Origin of the sequence: Saccharopolyspora erythraea NRRL 2338 (assembly GCF_000062885.1) — a bacterium.
In the GTDB taxonomy this organism is placed as follows: Bacteria; Actinomycetota; Actinomycetes; order Mycobacteriales; family Pseudonocardiaceae; genus Saccharopolyspora_D; species Saccharopolyspora_D erythraea.
Genome location: NC_009142.1, coordinates 1,597,140 through 1,622,656, shown reverse-complemented (window position 1 = coordinate 1,622,656; position 25,517 = coordinate 1,597,140). Strand labels below are relative to the sequence as shown.

Here is a 25,517-nt window from a genome sequence, read left to right as displayed (position 1 = left end):
AACCTTGCGGGCATGATGCGTCACGTGCGGCCCGACTGGGCGCACGACCACCGGCAGCGACGCGGAACAACCCCGACGGTCCCGCTCGCTGCCGGACCCGAACCCGCAGGTGGCCACATGAACGCCCGACCGCACCTGATCGCCAGGGTCCGACCGGAGCTCGCGCGGACCGAGCGGGAGCTGTCCTGCCACCTGTTCCCGCTGCCCGCCGACGGGCCGCTGCCCGCATCGCTGCGCGCGTACTGCGGTTTCGACATCGTCCCAGGGCAGGCCGAGCGGCTCGACGGGCCGGCGGGCATGCCGTGCATGCCGTGCCTGCTGCAGGCAGCGCTGGCGAGCTGAACAGCGATCACGCGCTGACTCAGAGTGTTTTGGGAGAACACTAAACTTCACACCAAGTGGTCATGAGAGAGTTCTTCCCTAGCGCGTAGCGACGGAACCGGGCGCGAACCCACCGCGTCCGACCATCAACCGCACTGTCGAGTGAATACCATCTAGGGTTGATCACTGGGCTGCGGAGATCAAGGGCTGGACGAGAAGTCGGGGGCAACAGCGGGAGATGAACACGCAGCAGCCGAACCGGCCGGTCATCACGCCGGCGATGCGGGAACAGGCCACCAAGCAGCCCAACACCTGGCTGTACGTGGTCGACCCGATTTTCACCGACCCGAACGCCGAGGTACCGCCGTGGGGTTTCATCGGCGGCTACCGGGTCGACGAGCGCGGTGAGCTGACCGAGGACTTCTCCCCCAACCCGAACTACCGGCCATCGCCCGTCGCGCTCCGGCTACCCGCCCCGACCAACGACGTCGAACGCGCGCTGCAGCTCAGCACCACCGGTTACGCCCCCGGCCAGGCGCTGCTCGCCGCGCTGCTGGACGCCGAGCTGATCCTGTTCGCCCAGCCGCAGGGCAGCGGGCTGTTCACCATGGAGCACGAGTCGGGCCGCAGGCAGCTCCAGCTGTTCACCTCCGAGGCGTACCTGCCCGCGAACTGGACGACCTGGCAGCGCATGACCGGGCGCAAGCTGGCCGGGCTCAAGGTCACCGGGATGGACCTGCAGATCAACCCGACCAGCCAGGTCAAGGCCCGCATCCCCGCCGAGGACCTGGTCAAGGCCGCCGCCGCGATCCCGCCGAAGGCTCCGGCGGTCGCCCCGGCAGGCCCCGCGGCAAACGGCGTCCCGCCCACGGCCAACGGTGCCGCTCTCCCGCCCGCGCCGGGTGCGCCGAAGGTCGCCGAGCCGGACCCGGCCGAGACCGACTTCGGCCGCCGCTTCATGGGCTCGATGCTGGCAGGCGCGATCGGTGACGCGCTGGGTGCGGCGGTGGAGTTCTACCCCGTCGACCAGATCCGCAGCCGCTACGGCGCGCAGGGCGTCAGCGACTACGACCGCGGCAGCGAGCGGCCGGGCGAATTCACCGACGACACCCAGATGGCGCTGTTCACGCTCGAGGGGCTGATCCGCGGGCACATCGCCGTCCGCACCGGCGACGCCGAGAGCCCGCTGTCGGCGGTCCAGCTCGCCTACCAGCGCTGGCTGCACACCCAGGGCTACGCCTGGCCGCGCGCGGCGGGCCCGTTCGTCGACGAGCACCCCGAGCCGAGCGGCTGGCTGGTCCAGCAGCGCGAGCTGTTCGCGGTGCGCTCGCCCAACAGCAGCTGCATAACCGCGTTGCGCGAGTTCGCCTCCGTCGGTGCTCCCGGCACCTTCGAGCGGGCGATCAACGACTCGCAGGACTGCGGTGGCGTCGTGCGCGCGGCGCCGGTCGCGCTGTGGTCGCAGGACCCCAGGGAGGTCTTCGAGCTCGCCGCCGCGACCGCCGCCCTCACCTACTCCAGGCCCAGCGGCTACCTGCCCGCGGGTGTGCTGGCGGTCATCGTGCACCGGCTGCTGCGCGGCGAGAAGCTGCCCGCCGCCGTGGCCGAGGCGCGCGCGCTGCTCGTGCGGTACCGGGGCTACCGGGAGACCGACCGCGCGCTGCAGGCTGCGATCGACCTGGCCTCGCGCGGCAAGCCGAGCCCCGAGGAGCTCAAGGACACCCTCGGCGGCGGCTGGGCCGGGCACGAGGCGCTGGCGATCGCGGTGTGCGCGGCGCTGAGCACCGACGGCATCGCGGCCGCGGTGATGGTGGCGGTCAACCACTCCGGCGACAGCGACTCGACCGGCGCGATCTGCGGCAACATCGTCGGCGCCCTCTACGGCGCCACCGCGCTGCCGGGTGTGTGGCTGCGCGACCTCCAGCACCGCGCGCTGGTGGAGGTGCTGGCCAAGGACGCGCTGATGGAGTTCGGCCCGCAGCCGCCGTCCAGCCCCGGCTGGGCGCAGCGCTACCCGGCCGAGCACGACATCTCCGAGCTGGTCTTCACCTCGGTCCTGCCCGCGGCGGGAGACGAGGAACCCGAGGAAGAGCCCGAGCAGGCGTCGGCTCCGGAACCGGAGGAGGAGCCCGACGACCCGGACCGGCCCGTCATCGAGGTGCCGACCGAGAAGCGGACGGTGGCCAGGGAGAGCGCGCAGGCCCGCCTCGACCCCGACGCGGCCGCGGAAGCGCACCCGCCGGCCGGCGAGGAAGACGAGGGCGCGACGCAGGTCGTCTCCGGCGCCGCCGTGGCCGCGGCAGGCGCGTCTCCGGCGGAGCCCGAAGCTCCGGCCCGCGCCGAGCAGGTTCCGCCTGACGGCGCTGAGCAGGATTCGGCCGAGTCCCCGCAGGTTCCGGCTGAGCCCGAGGTACCGGCCGAGCCCGAGGACGACGCCGAGTCGGCCGAGGCCTCGACACCGCAGACCGCGCCCGCGCCGCCGGCGTCTCCCGCCGACGCCCAGGCGACGGCCGAAGCCGAGCCGCAGGCAGACGCCGATGACGCGGCGCCGGAGGCCGCCGCGGCCCAGGCCGAGCCCGCGACGGACGTCACCCAGCGCACCACCGTCACCGTCGTCAAGCCCGAACGGGCTCCCGAGATCGCGGTCCCCTCCCCCGACCGCGAAGCCAGGATCAGCGGCTTCCTGCTCGGCGGTGCGGTCGGTGACGCCCTCGGCTACCCGATCGAGGACGAGCCGCTGGAGTCGATCCGGCGCAAGTACGGTCCGGCGGGCCTGACCGACTTCGTCGACGCCCACCGGCCCGGCGGGTCGATCAGCGACGACACCCAGATGACCCTGTTCACCCTGGACGGGCTCATCCGGGCCGGCATCCGCCGCAGGCTCTACGGCGAGACCGAGCCCGGCACCCAGGTCCAGCACGCCTACCAGCGCTGGCTGCACACCCAGGGCTTCGACTGGCGGGAGGCGGGCGGTCCGCTGGCGGGCAGCCCGCCGGACGGCTGGCTGATCAGGCAGAAGGGCCTGTTCGTCCGCCGCGCTCCCGGTGCCACCTCCATACAGGCCCTGCACGGCTACGCGACCGGCCGCGAGCAGGGTTCCTTCGACAACCTGCTCAACGACTCCAAGGGCTGCGGCGGGGTGATGCGGGCGGCGCCCGCGGGCCTGTGGTCGCAGGACCCGGCCGAGGTGTTCCGGGTCGGCGCGCTGACCGCGGTGCTCACCCACGGCCACCCGAGCGGGTTCCTGCCCGCGGGCGCGCTGGCCGTCATCGTCCAGCAGCTCGTGCTCGGCGGCTCCCTGCCGGTGGCCGTCGACCGCGCGCTCACCGAGCTGTCCACTTGGGACGGTTCGGAGGAGACGACCCGCGTGCTGCGGCTCTCGATCGAGCTGGCCACCGAGGGAACCCCGACGCCGGAGCGCATCCACGAGCGCCTGGGTGAGGGCAACGTGGGCGAGCAGGCGCTGGCCATCGCGGTGTGCGCGGCGCTGTCGCACCCGGGCTCGTTCGCCGACGCGGTGGTGCTGGCGGCCAACCACTCCGGCGACAGCGACTCGACCGCCGCGATCTGCGGCAACATCATGGGCGCCGCGCAGGGCTCGGCGGCGGTGCCCGAACGGTGGCTCGGCAGGCTGGAGCTGCGGGAAGTCATAGAGCAGCTCGCGCGGGACGCCTCGCGGGAGTTCAGCCCGAACCCGCCGACCGACGGCGAGTGGCTCCAGCGCTATCCCATCGGCCCGGCCGGTGAAGCCGTTCATCAAGCTCCGGCTGAGCCCGCCGAGGCGCCGGCCGAGGCAGCCGACGAGCAGGACGCCGTGGTCGCCGAGCAGTCGGTGGTCGGGGTATCGGCGGCCGAGCAACCGGAAGCCGAGCACTCGGCTCCCGAACAACCGGCGGACGAGCAGTCGGCGCCCGAGCGGACCGCTGCCCAGTCGGCCGACGCCGACACGACCCCGGAGCAGCCTGAGGTCGTCTCCGCCGGGGACGCTGAGCTCCCCGCCGAAGACCAGACCGACGCTGTCGAGGAAGTCGCGGAGCAGCCCGCCGATGCGGCCGCGGACACCAACGGTGCCGCGAGTTCCGCCGCGGAGGTCGTGCCTTCCGAGACCACTCCCGCCGAGGCACCGTCCTCCGACGACACCGCCGGCGACGACAGCGACGACGGCCTGTCCGACGAGGAGCTGCGTCTGCTCGCCGCCTGGCGCAAGTTCCGCGACGGGGACGAGGACACCCCCTCGGACCTCTCGCAGGGCCTGCACAAGCTGCTGGTCGAGGCGTTCGGCGCCGAGCGCGCTGCGCAGCTCGTGGGCGAGGTGTCGGAGGAGGAGCCGACCGGAGGTGCGCTCGCCGAGGAGACGCCGGTCCAGCTCAGCACGCAGGAGCGCTTCGCGGGCTGCGTCCTGGGCACGGCCGCCGGCGACGCGCTCGGTGCGCCCTGGATGTTCACCGGGCTGGCCGCGCTCCTGCGGGAGAACCCCGACGGCGTCCACGAGTTCGCCGAGCTGTTCGGGCGCCGGGGCACCGCGACCGCCGCGGCGCAGCAGTCGGTGTTCCTGCTGGACGGCCTGATCCGCACGCGCATCCGGGAGCGTTCGCGCGGTATCGGCGGCTCGGTGCCCGCGACGGTGCTCGCCACGTTGCAGCACTGGCTTTGCGCGCAGGGGGCTCGGTTCCGGCCGAAGCTGCCCTTGGGCGAACTGGCCGAGGCCGAGGCCCTGCGCGCCCAGCGGTTCCCCGACGAGCCGAGCCTGATCGCGCTGGCCCGGCTGGAGGGGCGCGGTGACGTCCCGACCGCGGCCACGCCGCTGAACTCGGCCAGCACCACCGCCGCCACGGTGCGCGGCGCGGTCCTCGGCTTCCACGCCGGCACCCCGGAGAACGCCGTCTCCCTCGGCGCCGACGTCGCGGTGATCACCCACGGCCACCCCGACGGCTACCTGCCCGCGGGCGCGCTCGCCGGTCTGGTCGCCGCGCTCGACAGCGGTCGGACGCTCGCCGACAGCGTGCAGACCGTGCTGGCGGAGCTGGACCGGCGCGAGGGCGCCGAGGTCACCGCCACCGGACTGCGGTCGGCGGTCGAGCTGGCGGGCAGCGGCAAGGTCTCGCCGGTCGCGCTGGAGGAGCTGGGCTTCGGGTGGAACGCGCCGGAAGCGCTGGCCATCGCGGTCGCGGCGGCGCTGTCGCACCCGAACTCGTTCGCCGACGCGGTGTCGCTGGCGGCCACGCACTCCGGCAACAGCGCCGCGACCGCGGCGATCTGCGGCAGCCTCATGGGCGCGGCGCGCGGCGTGCGGGCGGTGCCGGACGAATGGTCGCGGCAGCTGGAGCTGCGCGAGGTCCTGGAACCGCTCATCGACGACTTCGGCAGGATCGAGGAGGAGATCGTCACCGACCGCGCGTTGCCCGACTGGGCTCGTCGCTACACCGGATAGGACTACGTGGACCGAACAGGCAGGGACAACGGGTCGCAGGGCCGGCTGACCGAGGCCGAACTCGCGCTGCTGGCCACCTGGCGGGAGGTCAGGGGCGGTGGGCGGCCCGCGTCGCGTCCGCGCCTCGACCCGGTCGAGGAGGCGTTGCTCGGCACCTGGCGCGCCTGGCGCGACTCCCCCGCCTCCCGGCCGCCGTGGGCGGCGCGGTTGCAGCACCGGCTCGCTGACGACGTGTCCGAACCCGCCCCTGCCACCGGCCTGGCCGACGGCTCCGGCTTCCTGCCGGAAGCGCCGAGCCGGTTCCTCGGCATGCTGCTGGGCGGTGCCGTCGGCGAGTTCGTCGCGCGGGGCGACCGGGGTGCGGGTCAGCGCGGCACCGCGACGATGTTCGCCCTCGAAGGGCTCATCCGCGCCCACACCCGGCTGCGCACCGCGGGCGACGGCGACCCGGTCGACGGCGTCCTGGAGGGCCTGCAGCGCTGGATGCACAGCCGCGGAGTGCCGTGGCAGGACTGCGGTTCGCCGCGGCCGAACCCGGACGGCTGGCTGGTCGAGCGCGGCCGCCTGCGTTCCCGGTCCACCGACGAGCCCACGCTGCTGACCGCGCTGGCGGCGATCGCGGCGGGCAAGCCCCGCGGCACCCGGCAGCAGCCGGTCAACGCCTCCGACGCGGCGACCGCGGTCCCGCTGGGCGCACTGGCCGCGCTGTGGTCCGGCGAGGCGGTGTTCCCGCTGGCCTGCGACCTTGCCGCGCTGACCCACGGCCACCCGCACGGCCACAACCCGGCGGGCGTGATCGGCGTGGCCGTCTCGGCGCTGCTGCGGGACGTGCCGCTCGCCGAGGCCATCCAGCGCGGGCTCGCCGCCTGGCACAGTCCGACGCTCGCGCACGCGCTGCGGCTGGGCCTGAGCAGCCCCGCCGGGGCGCTGCCCGCGCGCAGGCACCTGGACTCCATGGGCGAGGGCCGCAGCGGGCTCGGCGCGCTCGCCGTGGCGATCCGCGTCGCCACGGCCTGTCCCGACGACTTCGCCGCGGCGGTTCGCATCGCCGCCGACCACGGCGGGGACACCGCATCGTCGGCGATGCTCTGCGGGCAGCTGCTCGGCGCCCTGCACGGGCCGACGGCGATCCCTGCGGAGTGGCTGGCCGAGCTGCCGGAGTTCCGGCTGCTCGAACGACTGGCCACCGACGCCGCCGCCGAGTTCGGCCCGCACCCCGACGAGTCCGGGGAATGGGCACGCCGGTACCCCACCGAGGACCCGCACGAGTCGCAGGCCCCGGTGCCGACCGCGCTGACCTCGGTGCCGCGGCTCGCCGCGTCGCGGGACCGCTTCGTCGGCGCGGTGCTCGGCTGCGCGGTCGGCGAGGCGCTCGGCGGCCCGGTCGCCGGTGCGGGCTGGGACGAGATCCGCGACCGGCACGGCGCGAACGGGCTGCGTAGCTACGTGCCCGCCGGGCACCCCGCCGGCCGCCTCGGAAGCGACACCCAGCTCATGCTGTTCTCGCTGGAGGGCATGATCCGGGCCGGCGTGGCCCGCGAGCGCAGCGGCATCACCGACCCCTCGCGCCACGTCCAGCACGCCTACCAGCGCTGGCTGCACACCCAGCACCTGAGCTGGGCGCGCGCGGCCGGCGAGTTCCTGCGGCACACCCCCGAACCCGACGGCTGGCTGGTGCGGCAGCGCGCGCTGTTCCAGACGCGCAACCCCGGGCGCACGATGATGCGCACGCTCATCGCGTTCGCCAAGGGCCAGCAGGAGATGGGCACCCCGCAGAACCCGGTCAGCGACTCCAAGGGCAGCACGGCGGTCATGCGCGCCGTTCCGGCGGCGCTGTGGAGCGACGACCCGGCGGCGGTGTTCACCGTGGGCATGAACATCGCCGCGCTGACCCACGGCGACCCGCTGGCCTACCTCAGCGCGGGCACGCTGGCGTACCTGGTCGCCGCGCTGATGGACGGTGCCGAGCTGGCGGACGCCGCCGAGGCGGCCATGTCCCACCTCGGCCGGCGGCCCGGGCACGAGGAGGTCACCCGCAGGCTCTCGGCGGCGGTCCGGCTCGCCCGGTCGGGTCCCGCACCCGCCGAGACCGTCGAGGCGACCATCGGCAGCGGCTGGAACGCCCCGGAAGCCCTCGGCATCGGCCTGTACGCGGCGCTGGCTTCGGAAGGCGAGTTCGACGTCGCGCTGCCGATGGCGGTGAACCACTCCGGCAACAGCGCGACCACCGGAGCGGTCTGCGGCAGCCTCGTCGGGGCCGCGCGGGGCGCCGAGGCGATCCCGGACCGCTGGATCGCCGACCTGGAGCTGCATGAGGTGATCGAGCAGCTCGCGCAGGACGCGACCCTGGAGTTCGGTCCCCGTCCCCCGCGCGGCCCCGACTGGCTGGAGCGCTACCCCGCCACGTGAGCGCTGGCGGCTCCGGCCTGTGTCAGTCGAGACGTAGCGCGTGCCGCAGGGCCCCGCGGATCTCCTCGAACGTGACGGGTTCGGTGCCCACCAGCACCCGGGCGCAGATCCCGTCGGCCACATCGACCACGGTCCGGATCGTGCGGGCGTCGTCGGTGTGCTCGGCCGCCGCGTCGGCGACCTTCTCCCGCCAGTGCCGCGCGATCGGCCGCAGAGCCGGGCGCCTCGCGGCCAGCAGCGTCAGCTCCCGCTCGGCGACCGCCCGGGTGCGGCCCGGTCCGCCCGCGTCGGCGATGAGCCGGGCGATGCCGTCGATCCCGTCGGCCCCGCTGTCGACGATCTCCCGGAGCTGGCGCGCGTAGTCCTCCGCGGCGGCGCTGAGCGCGGCGACGAGCAGCTCGTCGAGCGTGGCGAAGTAGTAGACCGCCGAGCTGGCCGGGCAGCCCGCCTCCCTGGCCACCGCGCGGTGGGTGACCCCGGCGACGCCGTCGCGCTCCACGACCGCGAGGGTCGCCGCGATCAGCTCGGCACGTCTGCGCTGCCCCCTCGCCCGGCGACCGTCGGTCGCGGTTGCGGGTTCGGTCAATGCTGCCCTCCCAACTCCAGCGAGAGTACGCCGCCGATCACGAGCACGATGCCGATCATCTGCGCCCAGGTCAGGGTGTCACCGAGGAAGGCCGCCCCCACCAGCGCCACCGCTGTGACTCCCAGCGCCGCCCAGATGCCGTAGGCCACGCCCATGTCCATGCCCTGCTTGAGGGCGAGCGAGAGCAGGTAGTACGCCCCGACCACGCCGGTGATCGCCACCGCCGAGGGGACCAGCTTGGTGAACCCCGCGGAGAAGCGGGTGGCGAGCGCGGCGACGACCTCCGAGGCGACGGCACCGAGCAGCAGCAGGTAAGCCATTCCGGGTCCTCCCAGGCAGTTTAGTTGAACTTCTGTTCAACTACTTCATCCCGACTATGCCACAGCCGCGCGGCAGGCGGTATCGGTACGGCTGGATCACCACCGGGGGAACGGCTAACGTTCGCGCCATGGCCGAAGAACTCGTGCATCTCACCTCCGACGCCGGCATCGCGACGATCACGCTGGACTCGCCGCACAACCGCAACGCGCTGTCCGCGCAGCTGCGCCGCGAGCTGCGGGACCACCTGGAGAACGCGATCGCGGACGACGCGGTGCGCGTGATCGTCCTGGACCACACCGGGCCGGTGTTCTGCGCGGGCATGGACCTCAAGGAGTCCCGCGCGGCGGGCGCCGAGGACCAGGGCGTGAACGAGTTCCCCGCGCTGCTGGAGCGGATCTGGAACAGCCCGAAGCCGGTGGTGGCCAAGCTCGCCGGTCCGGCGCGCGCGGGCGGGGTCGGCATCGTGGCCGCCTGCGACATCGCCGTCTGCGCCGACACCGCGACCTTCGCGTTCTCCGAGGTCCGCATCGGCGTCGTCCCGGCGGTCATCTCGGTCACCGTCCTGCCGCGACTGCAGGCCAGGCAGGCCCACGAGCTGTTCCTGACCGGGGAGACCTTCAGCGCGCGGCGGGCGGTCGAGATCGGGCTGCTCAACTCCGCGGTCGCGGCCGAGGCGCTCGACGCCGAGACCCGGCGCTACACCGACATGCTCGCCCTAGGCGGCCCGAAGGCGCTCGCGGCCACCAAGGAGATGCTGCGCCGTCCCCGGCCCACCGACATGGGCGAGGACTTCACCGAGATGCTGGCGCTCTCGGCCGGCTTCTTCGCGAGCGAGGAGGGGCAGGAAGGCATCCGCGCCTTCGCCGAGAAGCGCAAGCCCTCGTGGGTGCCGCAGAGCTGACGCACGACGCCCGGTCGGCACGGCAGAGCTGACCGGGCTCGCCGTCCGGTCCGCCTACCCTGACCGGGCTTGTCCGGTCCGGCTCCCCTGGCAGGACGGCTCAGCCGCCGATGTGGGCCCGCCACGGCCCCGCGGCGAGCAGCCAGTGCGGGACGAGCTTGACTGGGAACGGGAAATCGGTCTCGAAGACGTCCTCACCGAAAGCCTGGCGACCCTCGCGGTACTCACCGCCGTCGAGCCGCAGCTCGGCGATCCCGGGCTTGTCGGCCGCGGGGCTGATGATCCAGTACGCCTCGATCCCGAACGCGGCGTACTCCCGCCGCTTGGTGTGGTGGTCGCGGAAGACGCTCTCCGGCGACACGACCTCGACCGCCAGCAACGGCGGCTTGGTCAGGTAGGGGTGGTCGTCGTCATCCTCGAGCACGACCGCCAAGTCCGGGATCCGGTGATGGGTCCGCTCGGCGTTGAAGTTGACGCCTGGACCTTGCAGCACCTCGTAACCGTCGGGAGCGACGTTCGACAGGTGCGTGCTCAGCCGCGTTTCGATGCGGGTGTGCACACGAACCGGTGCGGGGGACACGTCAAGTTCCCCGTCGACCAGCTCGTAGCGGCGCCCATCGTCGGGTAGCCGCTCCAGGTCCTCCACGGTCAGCGCCGCATCTGCCCGTGAGTCGCCCTCGCGTCCATCACGGTCGTACTGCCAGCCCACGGGAGCCAGTATCGAGGCCGGGCGCCGTTCACGAACGGGCGACCAAGATTCCCGGGGTCAGTTCCGGGTCAGGACCGCGGTGAAGGTCCGGCCGCAGAAGGAGGTCTCCGACGCCTCCTTCAGCACCGCGCTGATCTTCCGGTAGGCCTTCGGGTCGTAGTCGGCCAGTGCCTGGTAGCCGGACCAGATCAGCACGTGCTCGCCCTCGGGCAGCCAGGACAGGTCGGTGAGGCAGTCGTAGAGGGCGTCGAGGTTGCGGCCCGCCCACTCCGGGAAGTCCAGGACCGCGGCGATGCCGTCGAGCGCCGCGCGCTTGCTGAGCAGCTCCGAACCGTCCAGGACGTGCGCCGCCGCGCCGCGTCGCTCGGCGTCCTCGGCGGCTTTGACGGCGCTGACGTCAGCGGAGGGTTCCTCCAACCCGCTCACCGCCGGCTCCTTCCCCAGCACTGCGCTGGCCAACTTCGTCGCGAACATCGCACTCATCCGTCGGGGTCGACGACCACGAACGACTCGTAGTGGTCGCCGGTGTAGTAGATCTCGGAACCTTCGCCGGTGATCAGCCGCCGAGCACCCCGGTCCGGCGAGCCCGGGGTCGGCACCGTGTACTCGTGGTAGTAACCGGAGGGCCGCTCGGGAAGCCGTTCCTCCCGGTTGGAGAACACCGTGCCATCCCTGCCCGGATACCGGAAGGGGCCACCGTCGGCGATCGACTTCCAGGTGGCCCGGACCTCCGGCGGCAGGGCCGACATCGGGCTCACCTGGAGCCCGGACTCGGTCGCGCCGGGGACCTGCTGGTCGCCCGCACCGGTGTAGTCGCGCACGAACCACCCGATCACGACCAGCGCGATCAGCCCGACCAGGGCGACCGAGATGCGCTTGCGCGAACTCACCGCCCGCCTCCAGCGCCCGCCTCAGCCCGCACTGCGGCCTCCTGCCACTCCGTCGCGGCGGCCGACAGGCGGCTCGGCGTCGCGGACCCGGGTGAGCTTCGCGCCCAGCGCGTCGATCCCCCGGTCGATCAGCCAGCCCACGCCCCAGGCGAGGGGAACCAGCACCGCGAGCACCAGCATCACCTGCAGCGGGTACGGAAGCTGCACGAGCCACAGCTCGGCGGCGTCCCACCACTCGACCAGCCACTCCATCACGGAGCGCAAGCGTACGCCCGGCACCGGCGTCGCGTTCGGCACCCCGGGTGAGGCAGCGCGCGTCACCCACACGTGTCACGTGCACGCACCGCCAGCCGGACCCCGGACGGCGCCGCGCCCCTGCCCGGCGGCACCGGACAGGGGCGCGGTGGGTCAGTGACCGGAGTGCTCGCGGACCGACTTGATGATCGCGCCGAAGTCGAAGCCCGCGCCGCCCTCGTCGTTGAACCGCTGGTAGAGCTCCGTGGCCAGGCGGCCGATCGCGGCGTCGGTCCCGCTCTGCTCCGCCGCCGAGGCCGCCAGCTTGAGGTCCTTGAGCATCAGCGCGGCGGCGAAGCCCGGCTCGTAGTCGTGGTTGGCCCTGCTGGTCTCCACCAGCCCGGGCACCGGGCAGTTGGTGGTCAGCGACCAGCACTGGCCGGTGGAGATCGACACCACGTCGTAGAGCGCCTGGTGGGACACCCCGAGCCGCTCGCCCAGCACGAACGCCTCGCTCACGGCGATCATCGACGCGCCCAGGACGAGGTTGTTGCACATCTTGGTGACCTGGCCGTTGCCCGGACCGCCGCAGTGGATCACCTTGCGCGCCATCGGCTCAAGAACCGGCTGGGCGCGGTTGTAGTTCTCCTCGGTGCCGCCGACCATGAACGTCAGCGTGCCCGCCTCGGCACCCGCGGTACCGCCGGAGACCGGGGCGTCGACCGAGCCGAACCCGGCCTCGGCGGCCCGCTCGTGGGCCTTCCTCGCGTCGGCCACGTCGACCGTGGACGAGTCGATCAGCAGCGTCTCCGGCGAGGCGGCGCCGAGCACCTGGTCGTAGCACTCCAGCAGCTGCTTGCCGCCGGGCAGCATCGTGATCACCGCGTCGGCCCCGGCCACGGCCTCGGCGATCGAGCCCGCGGGCGTGACGCCGGTGGCCTCGGCGGCCTCCAGCGCTGCCGGCACCAGGTCGAAGCCGCGGACCTCGTGGCCTCCCTTGACCAGGTTCGCCGACATCGGCCCGCCCATGTGGCCGAGTCCGATGAAACCGATGACAGCCATTGTCATGTCCCCTTCCAGCACCACTCAGCCAGCACCGCCGGCACACACCGCCCGGACCGGGCGGGCGCCCGGTCCGCTTCTCCTGGCGCCGACGGCTCAGCCGTCGAGCCCGAGCTCCCCGGCGCCCCTCGGCTCGAAGAACTTCTCCACCAGCGCGCCGTCGACCTCGTCGAGCCACGCCGGCGACCACTTCGGGTCGCGGTCCTTGTCCACCAGCGTCGCCCGCACGCCCTCGACCAGGTCGCCGATCAGGATGCAGGCCATCGACACCCGGAACTCCTGGTCGAGGGCCTGTTCGAGCGAGCTGAAGCCGGTGCGCAACGACCGCAGTGTGACCTTCAGCGACGTCGGCGACTTGGTCTGGATGGTCTCGGCCGCGGTCCGCGCCGCCTCCTCCGGACGTTCCCGCAGCCGCCGCAGGATCTCCTCGACGGTTTCGGCGGAGTACGCCGCGTCGATCCACTCGCGCTCGGCCTCCAGCGGCGCCTGCGGCGGCTGCTGCGAGAGCTCCCCGAGCACCTGGTCCACCGCGCCTCCGGCCAGCCCCTCGACCAGCTCGCCCAGCCGGGAGCTGTCGACGTGGTGGTCGGCGAAGCCCGCCAGGACCGCGTCGGCACCGGTTACGGGCGCACCGGTCAGCGCCATGTGCGTGCCCAGTTCACCCGGCGCGCGGGACAGCAGGTAGGTGCCGCCGACGTCGGGCACGAAGCCGATGCCGACCTCCGGCATGCCGATCTTGGAGCGCTCGGTCACCACGCGGTGCGAACCGTGCGCGGTGACACCGACGCCACCGCCCATGGTGATGCCGTCCATCAGGCCCACGACCGGCTTCGGGTAGCGCGCCAGCGCGGAGTTCAGCCGGTACTCCTCGGCCCAGAACGTCGCGGGGAACTCCTCGTCACCCGCCTTGGCCGCGTCGTAGAGGGCGCGGATGTCGCCGCCCGCGCAAAGCCCGCGCTCCCCCGCCCCGTCGATCAGGACCGCCTCGATGTGCTCGGCGTCGCGCCACCGGCACAACGTCTCGCTCATCGTGCGCACCATGCCCAGGGTCAGGGCGTTAAGCGCCTTCGGGCGGTTGAGTGTGATCCGTCCGAGCGCACCCTGTTCGCTGACCAGGATCTCGGGCGAAGCTGTCATGATGCCGACTCCAGTTCCTTGCGGGACACCCGTCGTCCGCGGACGCGCCCGAGCGCGGCGCTCGTGACGACCGCGCCGCCGCCGGAGGGCGCCGCGGGCGCCTGCGAGCACTCGCCGCTCACGTGGCCTCCAGCAGTCCGCGGGAGATGATCAGCCGCATGATCTCGTTGGTACCTTCCAGGATCTGATGCACCCGCAGGTCGCGGACGATCTTCTCCAGGCCGTACTCGGCAAGGTATCCGTAACCACCGTGGATCTGAAGCGCCTCGTTGGCCACCGCGAAACCCGCGTCGGTGGCCAGCCGCTTCGCCATCGCGCACAGCCTGGTGGCCGAAGGGTCCTTCACGTCCAGCGCCCAGGCCGCGCGCCAGAGCAGCATCCGCGCCGCCTCCAGCTCGGTGGCCATGTCGGCGAGCTTGAACCGCAGCACCTGGAAGTCGCTGAGCTTGGAGCCGAACGCGCTGCGCTCGTGCACGTAGCCGAGGCTCTTGTCCAGCGCGGCCCGGCCGCCGCCCAGCGAACACGCGGCGATGCTGAGCCTGCCGCCGTCCAGCCCGGCCATGGCGATCCGGAAGCCGATGCCCTCCTCGCCGAGCCGGTGCGTGGCGGGCACCCGCACGCCCTGGAAGACGACCTGGCGCGTCGGCTGGGCGTTCCAGCCCATCTTCTTCTCGTTCGGACCGAACGACAGCCCGGGCGTGTCGCCCTCCACGACGAAGGTGGAGATGCCCTTCGGCCCCGGCTCGCCGGTCCTGGCCATCACGACGTAGACATCGGAGTTGCCGCCGCCGGAGATGAACTGCTTGACGCCGTCGAGCACGTAGTGGTCGCCGTCGCGGACCGCGCGGGTCTGCAGCGCCGCGGCGTCGGACCCGGCCTCCGGCTCGGTCAGGCAGTAGCTGCCCAGGCGCTCCATCGAGCACATCGCGGGCAGCCAGCGGCGGCGCTGCTCGTCGTCGCCGAAGCGGTCGATCATCCCGGCGACCATGTTGTGGATGGAGACGTAGGCGGCGATCGACGGATCGCCGGTGGCCAGCGCCTCGAAGATCAGCACCGAGTCGAACCTGCTGAGCCCGCTGCCGCCCACCAGCTCGTCGACGTAGACGCCGCCGAGACCCAGGGTGCCCGCCTCGCGCAGCACGTCGACCGGGAAGTGCTTCTGCTGGTCCCACTCGACGGCGTTGGGCGCGAGCCGCTCGGCGGCGAACTCCAGGACGGTCTCCTGGATGGTCCGCTGGTCCTCGGTCGGCTCGAAAGGCGAGGCCGGTGCGGATGCCGTGACCGACACGTCTCCTCCCTCCCCGGGCGGTGTCGCGGCCCGGATCGGCGGCACGGCCGGTGGGCCTGCCGCGCAGTGGTTGGCGAGCGGCCTGTTCGAGGCCGCCCGCGAGAGTGATCGGGCGGATGCGCAGCCGGTGATGCCCGCAGGCCGCGCATCCGCTTGCCTCTCATCCGGCCTCCGGCCGGATGGCGCTGCCGCTTGAAGCTCCATCTGGAGCTTCAAGTCAGTTCATCGTCGGAATGGTGAAGCTCGCGCCTTCCTTCAGGCCGGAGGGCCAGCGGGAGGTGACCGTCTTGGTCTTGGTGTAGAAGCGGATCGAGTCCGGGCCGTGCTGGTTGAGGTCGCCGAAGCCGGAGCGCTTCCAGCCGCCGAACGTGTGGTAGGCGATCGGCACCGGGATCGGCACGTTCACCCCGACCATGCCGGTGTTGACCCGCGAGGTGAACTCGCGCGCCGCGTCGCCGTCGCGGGTGAAGATCGCGACGCCGTTGCCGTACTCGTTCTCGGTGGGCAGCCGCAGCGCCTCCTCGTAGTCGGCGGCCCGCACCACCGACAGCACCGGGCCGAAGATCTCCTCGCGGTAGATCCGCATGTCCGGCTTGACCCGGTCGAACAGCGAGGCGCCCATGAAGAAGCCGTCCTCGTTGCCCTCGAGGCTGAAGTCGCGGCCGTCGACCAGCAGCTCCGCCCCCTCCTCGACACCCACGCCGACCAGGTCGTGCACCCGCTGCCACGCCTGCTTGGTGATCAGCGGGCCGAAGTCGGCGTCGGCGTCGAAGCTGGTGCCGATCTTGAGCTTGCGGACCCGCTCGACCAGCTTCTCCACCAGGGCGTCCGCGGTCGGCTCGCCGACCGGCACCGCCACCGAGATGGCCATGCAGCGCTCACCGGCCGAGCCGTAGCCCGCGCCGACCAGCGCGTCCACCGCCTGGTCGAGGTCGGCGTCGGGCATCACGATCATGTGGTTCTTGGCGCCGCCGAAGCACTGCGCGCGCTTCCCGTGGGCGGCGGCCGTCGAGTAGATGTACTCCGCGATCGGCGAGGAGCCGACGAAGCCCACCGCCTGGATGCGGGGGTCGGTCAGCACCGCGTCGACGGCGGTCTTGTCGCCGTTGACGACGTTGAAGATCCCCGCGGGCAGCCCGGCCTCGATGAACAGCTCGGCCAGCCGCAGCGGCACGGAAGGGTCGCGCTCGGAGGGCTTGAGCACGAAGGCGTTGCCGCACGCGATGGCCGGGGCGGCCTTCCACAGCGGAATCATGGCCGGGAAGTTGAACGGCGTGATGCCCGCGACCACGCCGAGCGGCTGGCGCATCGAGTAGACGTCGATGCCGGTGCCTGCGTTCTCGCTGTACTCGCCCTTGAGCAGGTGCGGGATGCCGGTGGCGAACTCGACGACCTCCAGGCCGCGCTGGATGTCGCCCTTGGCGTCGGCGACGGTCTTGCCGTGCTCGGAGGCCAGCAGTCGCGCCAGCGAGTCCATCTCGTCGTTGACCAGCTGCAGGAACCGCATCAGCACCCTGGCCCGCTTCTGCGGGTTCTGCGCGGCCCAGCCGGGCTGCGCCTCGGCGGCGTCGGCGACCGCCGCCTCGACCTCCTCCTTCGCGGCCAGCGCGACCCTGGCCTGCACCTTGCCGGAGTTCGGATCGAACACGTCACCGAAGGAACCCGACGTTCCCGCCACGCGCTTCCCGCCGATGAAGTGCCCAAGCTCGTTGGTCATAACGCAACGCACCCTTCGCCCGCCGTCACTTCCAGATACTCGGAAGCCAAACCTTTTGTACTCCAATCTTTCCCGGATTCCGAGCCATCGCAACAGGTGTCCTACGTCACATGATGCCCCTCCGGGCGGCGCATGCGCCCCGCCGATTCACCCGCGCGGGAACGCGAGCCGTTGCCGAGTCGATCAAGAGCGGCTAGGTTCACCGTATATAGTCAACTACCTATATAGGAGAATTGCGATGACTCGTACGGCGGGCGTCAACGAACTGGTCCTGGAGGTAGCGGACCTCGAAGCTGCCGAGCGCTTCTACACCGAGGTCCTCGGCTTCCCGGTGATCGACCGCTGGGAGGGGGAGGTCTTCCGCGGCCGGGAGGCCGTCTGGGTCCTCGCCGGCGGCACGCGGATCGGCCTGTGGAAGCCCGCGCTCGGGATCTCCCGGGCGCGGGGCGGAGTCCACGTGCACTACGCGTTGTCGGTGGCGGCCGAGGACTACGACGCGGTCGTCGAGGGCGTCCGTTCGCGCGGAGGTGTGGTCGACGAGGTGGAGTTCGGACCGGGCAACGCGCGGTCGGCCTACGTCGCCGACCCGGACCACAACGTCGTCGAGTTCTGGACCTGGGACGTCACCCAGGGCAGCCCCGGCGCGCCCCGGGCCGTCACCGACGGGGTTTACGGCCTGTGACCGGGCTGGCCCGGCAACGGCCGGGAGCCTGACGGCGGCACCGGCCGCCCGGGTCGGCGGAAGAATTCCGAGCCGGCCCGACAACCTCCCGGCCGCCCGGACCCGTATTACCGGCCGACGGGAGGGGGCGAGGCTTGAAACAGCGTGACGAGGAGTTCGCCGAGTACTTCGACGCCCGGGTGGTGAGCATGCGCCGCACCGCGTACCTGCTGTGCGGCGACTGGCACCGGGCCGAGGACCTGGTCCAGACCGCGTTGACCAAGATCTACGTGGCCTGGCCCCGGATCAACCGCGGCGGCACCGTCGACGCCTACGCGCGGCAGGTGCTGGTGCGCAGCGCGATCGACGAGTCCAGGCGGGGCTTCCGCAAGCGCGAGACGGCGCTGCCGGAGGTCCCCGAGCACGGCACCCCGGCCCACGACGTCGGCGAGACCGTCGACCTGCGCAACGCCCTGGCGGCGCTGCCGCCCGGGCAGCGGGCCGCGGTGGTGCTGCGGTACTGGGAGGACCAGTCCGTGGAGGCGACCGCGCAACTGCTCGGGTGCAGCACGGGGACGGTGAAGAGCCAGACCGCACGCGGGCTGGCCGCTCTGCGCAAGCTGCTCGGCTCCGCCCAACCCGCGACAGGGGGGTACCGATGAACTGGGACGACGAGGAGATCCGCGACATGCTGAACAGAGCCGTCGGGCCGGAGCCCGAGCTCGACATCCGGCGGGAGGAGATCGTCCGCCAGGGCCGCCGCAAGCTCCGCGCCCGCTGGGCGGTCACCGTGGCCGGACTGTCGACGGTGGTGGGCGGGGTCGTCTTCGGCGCCGCGGCGTTCGCCGGTGGTGCCGGGACGCAGGACATCGAGCCCGCGCGGCAGGGCTTCGAGCAGCCGCCCCCGGCGTCGACCCCGGCACCGGTTCCGCCGCCGCCCTCGTTGCCGGCACCCCAGCCGCCCGCGTCGTCGGTCCCGGTACCGCAGCCACCCGAGTCATCGGTGCCGGTGCCACCGCCGGATGCGGTACCGGTGCCCGTGCCACCTCCCGGGATGGTGCCGGTGCCGCCACCGGGAGCGGAACCGGCGCCGGTACCGGGGGCTGAGCCGAGCTTCCCCGTCGAGCCGCCGCAGAGCTTCCCGGCCGAACCGCCGAGCAGCCCGGCGCCATCGCGCCCCTGACCAGGCCCGCCGGTGGCCGTCCCGGTCCGCAGTGGACGGTCACCGGCAGTGCGCCGCACCGCGAGATCGACGCCGCCTGGCTACTCTCGTGGCATGTCATCCGAGCCGCTGGATGTGCTGGCGATGGCCGACCTGGTCACGCCCTTCGCGGTGCGGACCGCGGCCACCCTCGGCATCGCCGACCTCGTCAGCGGCGGCCCGGTCGCGCTCGCCGAACTCGCGCGGAGCTGCCGCGCCGACGCCGACCCCCTCGGCCGGGTGCTGCGTTTCCTGGTCCACAAAGGTGTGTTCGAGGAACCCGAACCCGGTGTCTTCGGGCCGAACGAGACTTCCCGCGCCATGCAGTCCGACGCACCGCACGGCGCCCGCGCGTGGCTGGACCTCGACGGCGCCATCGGCCGCGCCGACATGGCGTTCGTCGAGCTCATCGAACAGGTCCGGGGGCGCCAGGTCGCCTACCGGACCGCGTTCGGCCGCACGTTCTGGGAGGACCTGGAGCACAGCCCGCGGCTGTCGGACTCCTTCGACGCCCTGATGGCGGCCAAGACCAGGGCGATCGCACCCGGCGTGGTGGCCGCCCACGACTGGGGCCGCTACCGCGCGGTCGCCGACGTCGGCGGCGGGGAGGGCGTGCTGCTGGGCGAGATCCTGCGGGCGCATCCGGAGCTGCGCGGAATACTCGTGGATCTCACCGCCCCCGTGCTGCGGGCGGCCGGGCACCTGCGGGAACACGGGCTCGACGAGCGGATCGAGACGGTGGCGGCCAGCTTCTTCGACCCGCTGCCGGTGGCCGCGGACGCCTTCGTGCTCTGCGACGTCCTCGGCGACTGGGGCGACGAGGACGCCGTGCGCATCCTGCGGCGGTGCGCCGACGCCGCCGGGCCGCACGGCCGGGTGCTCGTCGTCGAGCTGACCGCGGGCCCGGACGTCATGCAGCTCTACACCGAGATGGACCTGCGGATGATGGTCTACGTCGGCGGGCGGATGCGCGATCTCGAGGCCACCCGCCGCATCGCCGCAGCGGCGAAGCTGGCCGTGGTCGGCGTGGCCCGGCTGGACAACGGATACTGCGTCATCGAATGCGCCGCGGGCACGTGAGGCATTGTCACATCGCCTTGACGACCTGCTGCCGCCACTTCTCCGGCAGGTTCGGCAGCACCGGGGCGACGCGTTCGGCGAGCTCCTTGCGCCGCTGCATGCACAGCGCGAAGACGTCGCTCACCCGCACGCCGTGTTCCGGCCGGGACAGCACCTCCAGCGTGTCGCCCGCCGAGACGACCCCGGGCTCCTCCACCGCCAGGTAGGCACCGGGACGCCCGTGCGCGGTGAACCGCTTGACCAGACCCTTGACGTCCCAGAACCCGGCGAAGACGCTGCACGGGTTGCGCGGCCCGGTCACCCGGAGCACGACCGAGCCGATCCGCCACCGCTCGCCGACGACCGCGTTGCTGACGTCGCAGCCGGACATGCTCAGGTTCTCGCCCGCGTTGCCGGGCACCAGCTCCCGGCCGATCTCCCGCGACCAGTGCGCCAGGTCCTCGGTGTCGAACGCGTAGGCGGCCTGGTACCAGGCGCCGTGGTGCTTGGCGTCGCACACGGTGTCGCCGAGCACTCCCGACTCGGTGAACTTCACCGGCTCGTCAGACGGTCGCTTGTCGATCCCGCTCCGCCCGACGCGTCCCGTCCAGGAACCGGTCCGCACCACGGCGATGTTCACCGAAGCCACATAACCCACCTGGTCAACGTATCCGCTGGGTGAGGCGTGCGGGCAAGCGCTTTTCGCCCGACCTCACAGCCGGCGCCGGGCCGAGTCCAGCGCCTCGCGGGCCTCCTCGGTCAGCAACCGCACCAGCTCGGACGCGGTCGTGGGGCGGGCCTGGGCGTAGGTCTGGCCCGCCCACAGCGACATGGCCTCGGGATCCCCGGCCTTGCCCGCCGCGCCGCGCATCGGCTTGGTCAGGTTGTGCAGCTGCGGGTAGGCCGCGGGCGCGTCGTCGCTGTGCTCGGTGAGGAACCGGTTCACCAGCCCGCGCGCCGGACGACCACTGAAAGCCCTGGTCAGCGCGGTCTCTCGGTTGCCGGCCGCGATCGCCATCCGCTGGGTCGTCTGGGTGCCGGCCTCTTCGCACACCAGGAACGCGGTGCCGAGCTGGGCGGCCACCGCGCCGGCCGACAGCACCGCCGCGACGTCGGCGCCGTGCACCAGGCCGCCGGTGGCGACCAACGGCAGGTCGACCTCGGCGGAGACGGTCCTGAGCGCGGCCAGCAGACCGTAGAGCGGTCCGCCTCCGGGGGACCGGCCGTCGTCCTCGAACGTCGCGCGGTGCCCACCCGCCTCGAAACCCTGCACGCACAGCAGGTCGGCACCGAGGTCGGCGGCGATGCGCGCCTCCCGCGGCGTCGTGACGGTCACGGCCACTTCGGCCCCGGCCTCGTGCAACCGGTCCAGGGTGGACTTCTCCGGCGCGCCGAAGGTGAACGAGACCACCGGCACCCGCTGTTGCAGCACGAGCTCGACCTTCGCCTGATAGAGGTCGTCGTCCCAGTGCCCGGTGCCCGCCCGCGCGCCGTAGCGGCCCGCCTCCTCGTCGACCGCCGCGCGGTAGGCGTCGAGGTCGACGTCGCGGCGCTCACCGGGCACGAAGAGGTTGACCCCGAACGGCTCGTCGGTGAGTTCGCGGGTGCGGGCGATCTGCACGCCCAGCGCTTCCTCGGTCAGGTATCCGGCGGCCAGGAAACCGAAGCCGCCGGCGGAGCTCACCGCCGCCGCAAGCTCCGGGGTGGAGATGCCGCCCGCCATCGGCGCGGCGATCACCGGCACCGCTCGCTCTGCGATCATGCCCGGCACACTAATCCCGCCCCACGGGGGCCGCAGCACTCCGTCGTGAACCGCACAGGTGATCTCCACGACGCCGGCCAGCGGGTTTCGCGTTGGCACGCATGAAAAAGTGGGCGGGAACCCGACGCCTGGGTTCCCGCCCACTCGCACCATCGCGTTTATCCGACACCCCGCCACAGGGCCGCTGGTGCGTCCGGGGTGGGCCGCCCGGGCTGGCCGGGCGGCCCACGGTCTATCACGCCGCCTGGATCAGAACTGCGCGGTCTCGGTCGAACCCGCCAGGGCGGTGGTCGAGGAGTCCGGGCTGATCGCGGTGCTGACCAGGTCGAAGTAGCCGGTACCGGCCTCGCGCTGGTGACGGGTCGCGGTGTAGCCGTCCTTCTCCGCGGCGAACTCGCGCTCCTGCAGGTCCACGTAGGAGGTCATGCCGTCGTGCGCGTAGCCCTTGGCCAGGTCGAACATGCTGTAGTTCAGCGAGTGGAAGCCCGCCAGGGTGATGAACTGGAACTTGTAGCCCATGTGGCCGAGCTCGCGCTGGAACTTGGCGATGGTGCTGTCGTCCAGGTTCTTCTTCCAGTTGAACGACGGCGAGCAGTTGTAGGCCAGCATCTGGTCCGGGTACTGGGCCTTGATCGCCTCGGCGAACTGCTTGGCGACCTCCAGGTCCGGCTTCGAGGTCTCCATCCAGATCAGGTCCGCGTGCGGCGCGTAGGCCAGACCGCGGGTGATGCAGGGCTCGATGCCGTTGGTGACCTTGTAGAAGCCCTCCGAGGTGCGCTCACCGGTGATGAACTTCTGGTCGCGCTCGTCGACGTCGCTGGTCAGCAGCGTCGCGGCCTGCGCGTCGGTGCGCGCGACGACCAGCGAGGGCACGCCTGCGACGTCGGCGGCCAGCCGGGCCGCGTTCAGCGTCTTGACGTGCTGGCTGGTCGGGATGAGGACCTTGCCGCCCAGGTGGCCGCACTTCTTCTCGGAGGCAAGCTGGTCCTCCCAGTGCACACCGGCCGCACCGGCGGCGATCATGCCCTTCATCAGCTCGTAGGCGTTGAGCGTGCCGCCGAAGCCGGCCTCGGCGTCGGCCACGATCGGGGCCAGCCAGTGGATGTTCTCCGGCTCGTCGGCCTCCGGGTCCAGCGCCTCGGCCCAGTTGATCTGGTCGGCGCGCCGCAGCGCGTTGTTGATGCGGCGGACCACGGCAGGGACCGAGTTGGCCGGGTAGAGGCTCTGGTCGGGGTAGGTCTCGCCCGCCAGGTTGGCGTCGGCGGCGACCTGCCAGCCGGACAGGTAGATGGCCTTCAGACCCGCCCGGATCTGCTGGACGGCCTGGTTGCCGGTCAGCGCGCCGAGGGAGTTGATGTAGTCGTTCTCGTGGAGCAGCTTCCACAGCCGCTCGGCGCCCTGGCGGGCCAGCGTGTGCTCTTCCCTCACCGACCCGCGGAGGCGGATGACGTCACCGGCGGAGTAGGTGCGCTCGATGCCCTTCCAACGAGGGTCGGTGTCCCACTCGCGCTGAAGTTCCTCGGCGGCCTTGATCGCCCTCTCGCGGATGGAGCTCATGATGTTCACCTTTCAGGGTGGCTCTCGCGGCGTGATGTCCCCAGTGTTGGCCGCCGAACGCCGAAAGAGTAGAAGAATTCCGTGGCAAATTTCGCGATATTTCTGCTAACATCAAGCGCATGCCGGAGTTCATCGCCGAAGAAGACCGTAATTTTTCTACCGACCAGGACCTTCTGGTCTTCGGTCAGCGCCTGCGCCACCTGCGCCGGGCGGCCGGTCTGACCCTCGTCGAGCTGGGCGAACGCGTCGGCCGGGCTCCCTCGCAGCTCTCCCTGCTGGAGAACGGCCACCGGGAGCCGAAGCTGTCGCTGCTGCGCTCGCTCGCCGACGCGCTGGGCAGTTCTGTGGACGAACTGATGTCGAAGAAGCCGCCGAACCGGCGCGCCGAGCTGGAGATCGCGGTCGAGCAGGCCCAGCTCGACCCGCTGTACCAGCGGCTGTCGCTACCCCCGCTGAAGGTTGGCAAGCGGGTGCCCACCGAGGCGCTGGAGCACGTGCTGGCCCTCTACGACGAGCTCAAGCGGCGGGAGAACAAGCAGGTCGCCACGCCCGAGGAGGCCCGCAAGGCCAACGCCGAGCTGCGGCGCACCATGCGCGAGCACGGCAACTACTTCCCGGAGATCGAGAAGGCCGCGGCCGGCATCCTGGACAAGGTCGGCTACCACGGCGGGGCGCTGTCCGAGGGCGTCATCCAGTCCATCGCCACCCACCTGGGCTACGGGCTGCGGTTCGTCAACGACCTCCCGCGCTCGGTGCGGTCGGTGACCGACCTGCGCCACCACCGCATCTTCCTGCGCCGGGAGTCGCTGGGCATGCACAGCCCCCGCACGATCCTGCTGCAGACCCTGGGGCACCTCACGCTCGGTCACAGCCAGCCGCGCGACTTCGCCGACTTCCTGCGCCAGCGGGTCGAGGCCAACTACTTCGCCGCGGCGGTGCTGGTGCCGGAGAAGGCGGCGGCGAGCTTCCTGCGCCAGGCCAAGCAGGAGCGCGACCTGGCCGTGGAGGACCTGCGCGACGTCTTCTCGGTGTCCTACGAGATGGCCGCGCACCGCTTCACCAACCTCGCCACCGAGTACCTCGACCTGGTGTGCCACTTCGTGCGCAACGACGAGACCGGCATCATCTACAAGGCATACGAGAACGACGGGCTGGTCTTCCCCAGCGACCCGTCCGGGGCGATCGAGGGCCAGCGGATGTGCCGCTACTGGGCGGGCCGGCAGGTGTTCGCCTCCCCCGACCGGTACTCGACCTACTACCAGTACACCGACAAGCCCGGCGCGACCCACTGGTGCGTCGCCCACGTCGACCCCAGCCGGGGCCGGGACTTCGCCATCACGCTGGGCGTGCCCTACACCGAGTCGAGGTGGTTCCGCGGGCGGGACACCACCAACCACTCCAAGTCGTCCTGCCCGAACGGCGAGTGCTGCCAGCGCCCGCCCGCCGAGCTGGCCAACCGCTGGCAGGGCATGGTGTGGCCGTCGGCGCGGGCGCACTCACACGTCCTCGCGGCCCTGCCGTCGGACACCTTCCCCGGCGTCGACGAGGCCGACGTCTACGCCTTCCTGGACGCCCACCAGGGCTGAGCCGGCAGCAGCCACGGCTGCCGGCTCACCCGGTCAGCGCCGCTGCCGAGGCAGCAGCTCAGCGGGCACGACCCGCACGGGGAACGGGTGTTCGGCCTCGAACGCCTGCGGACCGGTGACCTTGGTCACCAGCTCGTACTCCCCAGAGCCGCCGAGGTTGAAGACCGTCAAGCGCGGAACGAACGGATCGATCACCCAGTAGCTGGGAACACCGAGCCGTTCGTAGGCCGCCTTCTTGGAGTTGAGGTCGTACAGGCGCGTGCTCGGCGACAGCACCTCTACGACCAAAAACGGAGCAACCGGCAGGTTCGCGTCGGTCAGGTCCTCGTCCCGCGCCACCAGGATGTCCGGCTGGAGCTCGACGGTCACCTCCGGTCGCACCGCGAACGGTGCGCACAGCACCGCAAGATCGTCCGGACATTCGAGCTCAAGGGCGGTCACGAGCTTCACTACGACCATCTGATGCTTGGTTCCCGGTGCCGGGGTCACGAGGAGCATCCCGTCGAGGAGCTCGTACCGGTTGCCGTCATCGGGCATCGCCTCCAGGTCGTACACCGTGAACGGGCGACCTTGGACGATGCCGTGCGAACCGGACTCCGCTGCCATGATTGCCATGGTGCCCTCCTTTCTGGTCGACGGAAAGTCAACCAGGGGGCACCGACGAAGAGTCACTGGCCGAGCACGT

24 protein-coding genes are annotated in these 25,517 nt (G+C 72.1%); 9 read left to right on the top strand and 15 right to left on the bottom strand.

Translation table 11 applies throughout. The features are described from left to right. Positions 1-117 precede the first annotated feature (117 nt). The 3 genes from SACE_RS07195 to SACE_RS07185 all read left to right on the top strand — a co-directional run bounded on the left by SACE_RS07195 (position 118) and on the right by SACE_RS07185 (position 8,161). Positions 118-342, top strand: a complete 225-nt coding sequence (locus tag SACE_RS07195) for a hypothetical protein (protein WP_009947685.1) — start codon at positions 118-120, stop codon at positions 340-342. 217 nt (positions 343-559) lie between these two features. After that, the gene (locus SACE_RS07190; RefSeq protein WP_009947686.1) at positions 560-5,752 is read left to right on the top strand and encodes a type VII secretion system-associated protein; all 5,193 of its coding nucleotides are present in this window, start codon (positions 560-562) and stop codon (positions 5,750-5,752) included. Positions 5,753-5,758: 6 nt separating this feature from the next. Further along, complete coding sequence (locus SACE_RS07185) at positions 5,759-8,161, top strand: ADP-ribosylglycohydrolase family protein (RefSeq protein WP_009947687.1); 2,403 nt, start codon at positions 5,759-5,761, stop codon at positions 8,159-8,161. A gap of 22 nt (positions 8,162-8,183) precedes the next feature. On the opposite strand, the gene SACE_RS07180 is transcribed toward SACE_RS07185, so the two are convergent. After that, positions 8,184-8,747: a TetR/AcrR family transcriptional regulator gene (locus SACE_RS07180; protein WP_009947688.1), complete on the bottom strand. Its 564-nt coding sequence runs from the start codon at positions 8,745-8,747 to the stop codon at positions 8,184-8,186. Continuing rightward, positions 8,744-9,067 (bottom strand): DMT family transporter, encoded by a 324-nt coding sequence (locus SACE_RS07175; RefSeq protein ID WP_009947689.1) that lies wholly within the window; start codon positions 9,065-9,067, stop codon positions 8,744-8,746. The genes SACE_RS07180 and SACE_RS07175 overlap by 4 nt, the downstream gene beginning before the upstream one ends. A 128-nt stretch (positions 9,068-9,195) precedes the next feature. Here SACE_RS07175 and SACE_RS07170 point away from each other — a divergent pair, with 128 nt between their 5' ends. Then, entirely contained in the window at positions 9,196-9,969 is a 774-nt protein-coding gene (locus tag SACE_RS07170; protein WP_009947690.1) for an enoyl-CoA hydratase-related protein, read from the top strand. Positions 9,970-10,069: 100 nt separating this feature from the next. On the opposite strand, the gene SACE_RS07165 is transcribed toward SACE_RS07170, so the two are convergent. The 9 genes from SACE_RS07165 to SACE_RS07130 form a co-directional block, all read right to left on the bottom strand. Further along, positions 10,070-10,678 (bottom strand): Uma2 family endonuclease, encoded by a 609-nt coding sequence (locus SACE_RS07165; protein WP_011873368.1) that lies wholly within the window; start codon positions 10,676-10,678, stop codon positions 10,070-10,072. Positions 10,679-10,735: 57 nt separating this feature from the next. Further along, positions 10,736-11,104, bottom strand: a complete 369-nt coding sequence (locus SACE_RS07160; protein ID WP_011873367.1) for a barstar family protein — start codon at positions 11,102-11,104, stop codon at positions 10,736-10,738. 53 nt (positions 11,105-11,157) lie between these two features. Then, a complete protein-coding gene (locus SACE_RS07155; RefSeq protein WP_009947693.1) occupies positions 11,158-11,568 on the bottom strand; it encodes a guanyl-specific ribonuclease in 411 nt (136 codons plus the stop codon). 21 nt (positions 11,569-11,589) lie between these two features. Then, positions 11,590-11,820, bottom strand: a complete 231-nt coding sequence (locus SACE_RS07150) for a hypothetical protein (protein WP_037303737.1) — start codon at positions 11,818-11,820, stop codon at positions 11,590-11,592. 156 nt (positions 11,821-11,976) lie between these two features. Beyond that, positions 11,977-12,870 carry a 3-hydroxyisobutyrate dehydrogenase gene (gene mmsB / locus SACE_RS07145; RefSeq protein ID WP_308196704.1) on the bottom strand — a complete coding sequence of 298 codons (894 nt, stop codon included), beginning with the start codon at positions 12,868-12,870 and terminating at the stop codon, positions 11,977-11,979. Between the two features lie 90 nt (positions 12,871-12,960). Next, a complete protein-coding gene (locus SACE_RS07140) occupies positions 12,961-14,001 on the bottom strand; it encodes an enoyl-CoA hydratase/isomerase family protein (RefSeq protein ID WP_009947696.1) in 1,041 nt (346 codons plus the stop codon). After that, positions 13,998-14,123 (bottom strand): hypothetical protein, encoded by a 126-nt coding sequence (locus SACE_RS39685; protein WP_269453532.1) that lies wholly within the window; start codon positions 14,121-14,123, stop codon positions 13,998-14,000. Before SACE_RS39685 ends, SACE_RS07140 begins: the two co-directional genes overlap by 4 nt. Continuing rightward, positions 14,120-15,289 (bottom strand): isobutyryl-CoA dehydrogenase, encoded by a 1,170-nt coding sequence (locus SACE_RS07135; RefSeq protein ID WP_009947697.1) that lies wholly within the window; start codon positions 15,287-15,289, stop codon positions 14,120-14,122. The genes SACE_RS39685 and SACE_RS07135 overlap by 4 nt, the downstream gene beginning before the upstream one ends. Before the next feature lie 217 nt (positions 15,290-15,506). Further along, the gene (locus SACE_RS07130) at positions 15,507-17,006 is read right to left on the bottom strand and encodes a CoA-acylating methylmalonate-semialdehyde dehydrogenase (RefSeq protein WP_009947698.1); all 1,500 of its coding nucleotides are present in this window, start codon (positions 17,004-17,006) and stop codon (positions 15,507-15,509) included. Positions 17,007-17,244: 238 nt separating this feature from the next. On the opposite strand from SACE_RS07130, the gene SACE_RS07125 reads away from it, so the two are divergent. The 4 genes from SACE_RS07125 (at position 17,245) to SACE_RS07110 (ending at position 19,948) form a co-directional block, all read left to right on the top strand. Beyond that, positions 17,245-17,688: a VOC family protein gene (locus SACE_RS07125; RefSeq protein WP_009947699.1), complete on the top strand. Its 444-nt coding sequence runs from the start codon at positions 17,245-17,247 to the stop codon at positions 17,686-17,688. Positions 17,689-17,822: 134 nt separating this feature from the next. Further along, positions 17,823-18,329, top strand: a complete 507-nt coding sequence (locus tag SACE_RS07120; RefSeq protein ID WP_009947700.1) for a SigE family RNA polymerase sigma factor — start codon at positions 17,823-17,825, stop codon at positions 18,327-18,329. After that, complete coding sequence (locus SACE_RS07115; protein WP_009947701.1) at positions 18,326-18,850, top strand: hypothetical protein; 525 nt, start codon at positions 18,326-18,328, stop codon at positions 18,848-18,850. Before SACE_RS07120 ends, SACE_RS07115 begins: the two co-directional genes overlap by 4 nt. A gap of 93 nt (positions 18,851-18,943) precedes the next feature. Then, the gene (locus SACE_RS07110; RefSeq protein ID WP_009947702.1) at positions 18,944-19,948 is read left to right on the top strand and encodes a methyltransferase; all 1,005 of its coding nucleotides are present in this window, start codon (positions 18,944-18,946) and stop codon (positions 19,946-19,948) included. Positions 19,949-19,955: 7 nt separating this feature from the next. On the opposite strand, the gene SACE_RS07105 is transcribed toward SACE_RS07110, so the two are convergent. The 3 genes from SACE_RS07105 to aceA all read right to left on the bottom strand — a co-directional run bounded on the left by SACE_RS07105 (position 19,956) and on the right by aceA (position 23,246). Continuing rightward, positions 19,956-20,585: an MOSC domain-containing protein gene (locus SACE_RS07105; protein ID WP_011873363.1), complete on the bottom strand. Its 630-nt coding sequence runs from the start codon at positions 20,583-20,585 to the stop codon at positions 19,956-19,958. Between the two features lie 54 nt (positions 20,586-20,639). Next, complete coding sequence (locus SACE_RS07100) at positions 20,640-21,689, bottom strand: NAD(P)H-dependent flavin oxidoreductase (protein WP_009947704.1); 1,050 nt, start codon at positions 21,687-21,689, stop codon at positions 20,640-20,642. 249 nt (positions 21,690-21,938) lie between these two features. Further along, on the bottom strand, positions 21,939-23,246 hold the full coding sequence (aceA, locus tag SACE_RS07095) for an isocitrate lyase (RefSeq protein ID WP_009947706.1): 1,308 nt from the start codon (positions 23,244-23,246) through the stop codon (positions 21,939-21,941). A gap of 119 nt (positions 23,247-23,365) precedes the next feature. Between aceA and SACE_RS07090 the strand changes: the two genes are divergently transcribed. Further along, the gene (locus SACE_RS07090) at positions 23,366-24,832 is read left to right on the top strand and encodes an XRE family transcriptional regulator (RefSeq protein ID WP_009947707.1); all 1,467 of its coding nucleotides are present in this window, start codon (positions 23,366-23,368) and stop codon (positions 24,830-24,832) included. A gap of 33 nt (positions 24,833-24,865) precedes the next feature. Here SACE_RS07090 and SACE_RS07085 read toward each other — a convergent pair whose 3' ends face one another. Beyond that, the gene (locus SACE_RS07085) at positions 24,866-25,447 is read right to left on the bottom strand and encodes a Uma2 family endonuclease (RefSeq protein WP_011873362.1); all 582 of its coding nucleotides are present in this window, start codon (positions 25,445-25,447) and stop codon (positions 24,866-24,868) included. Positions 25,448-25,517 lie beyond the last annotated feature (70 nt).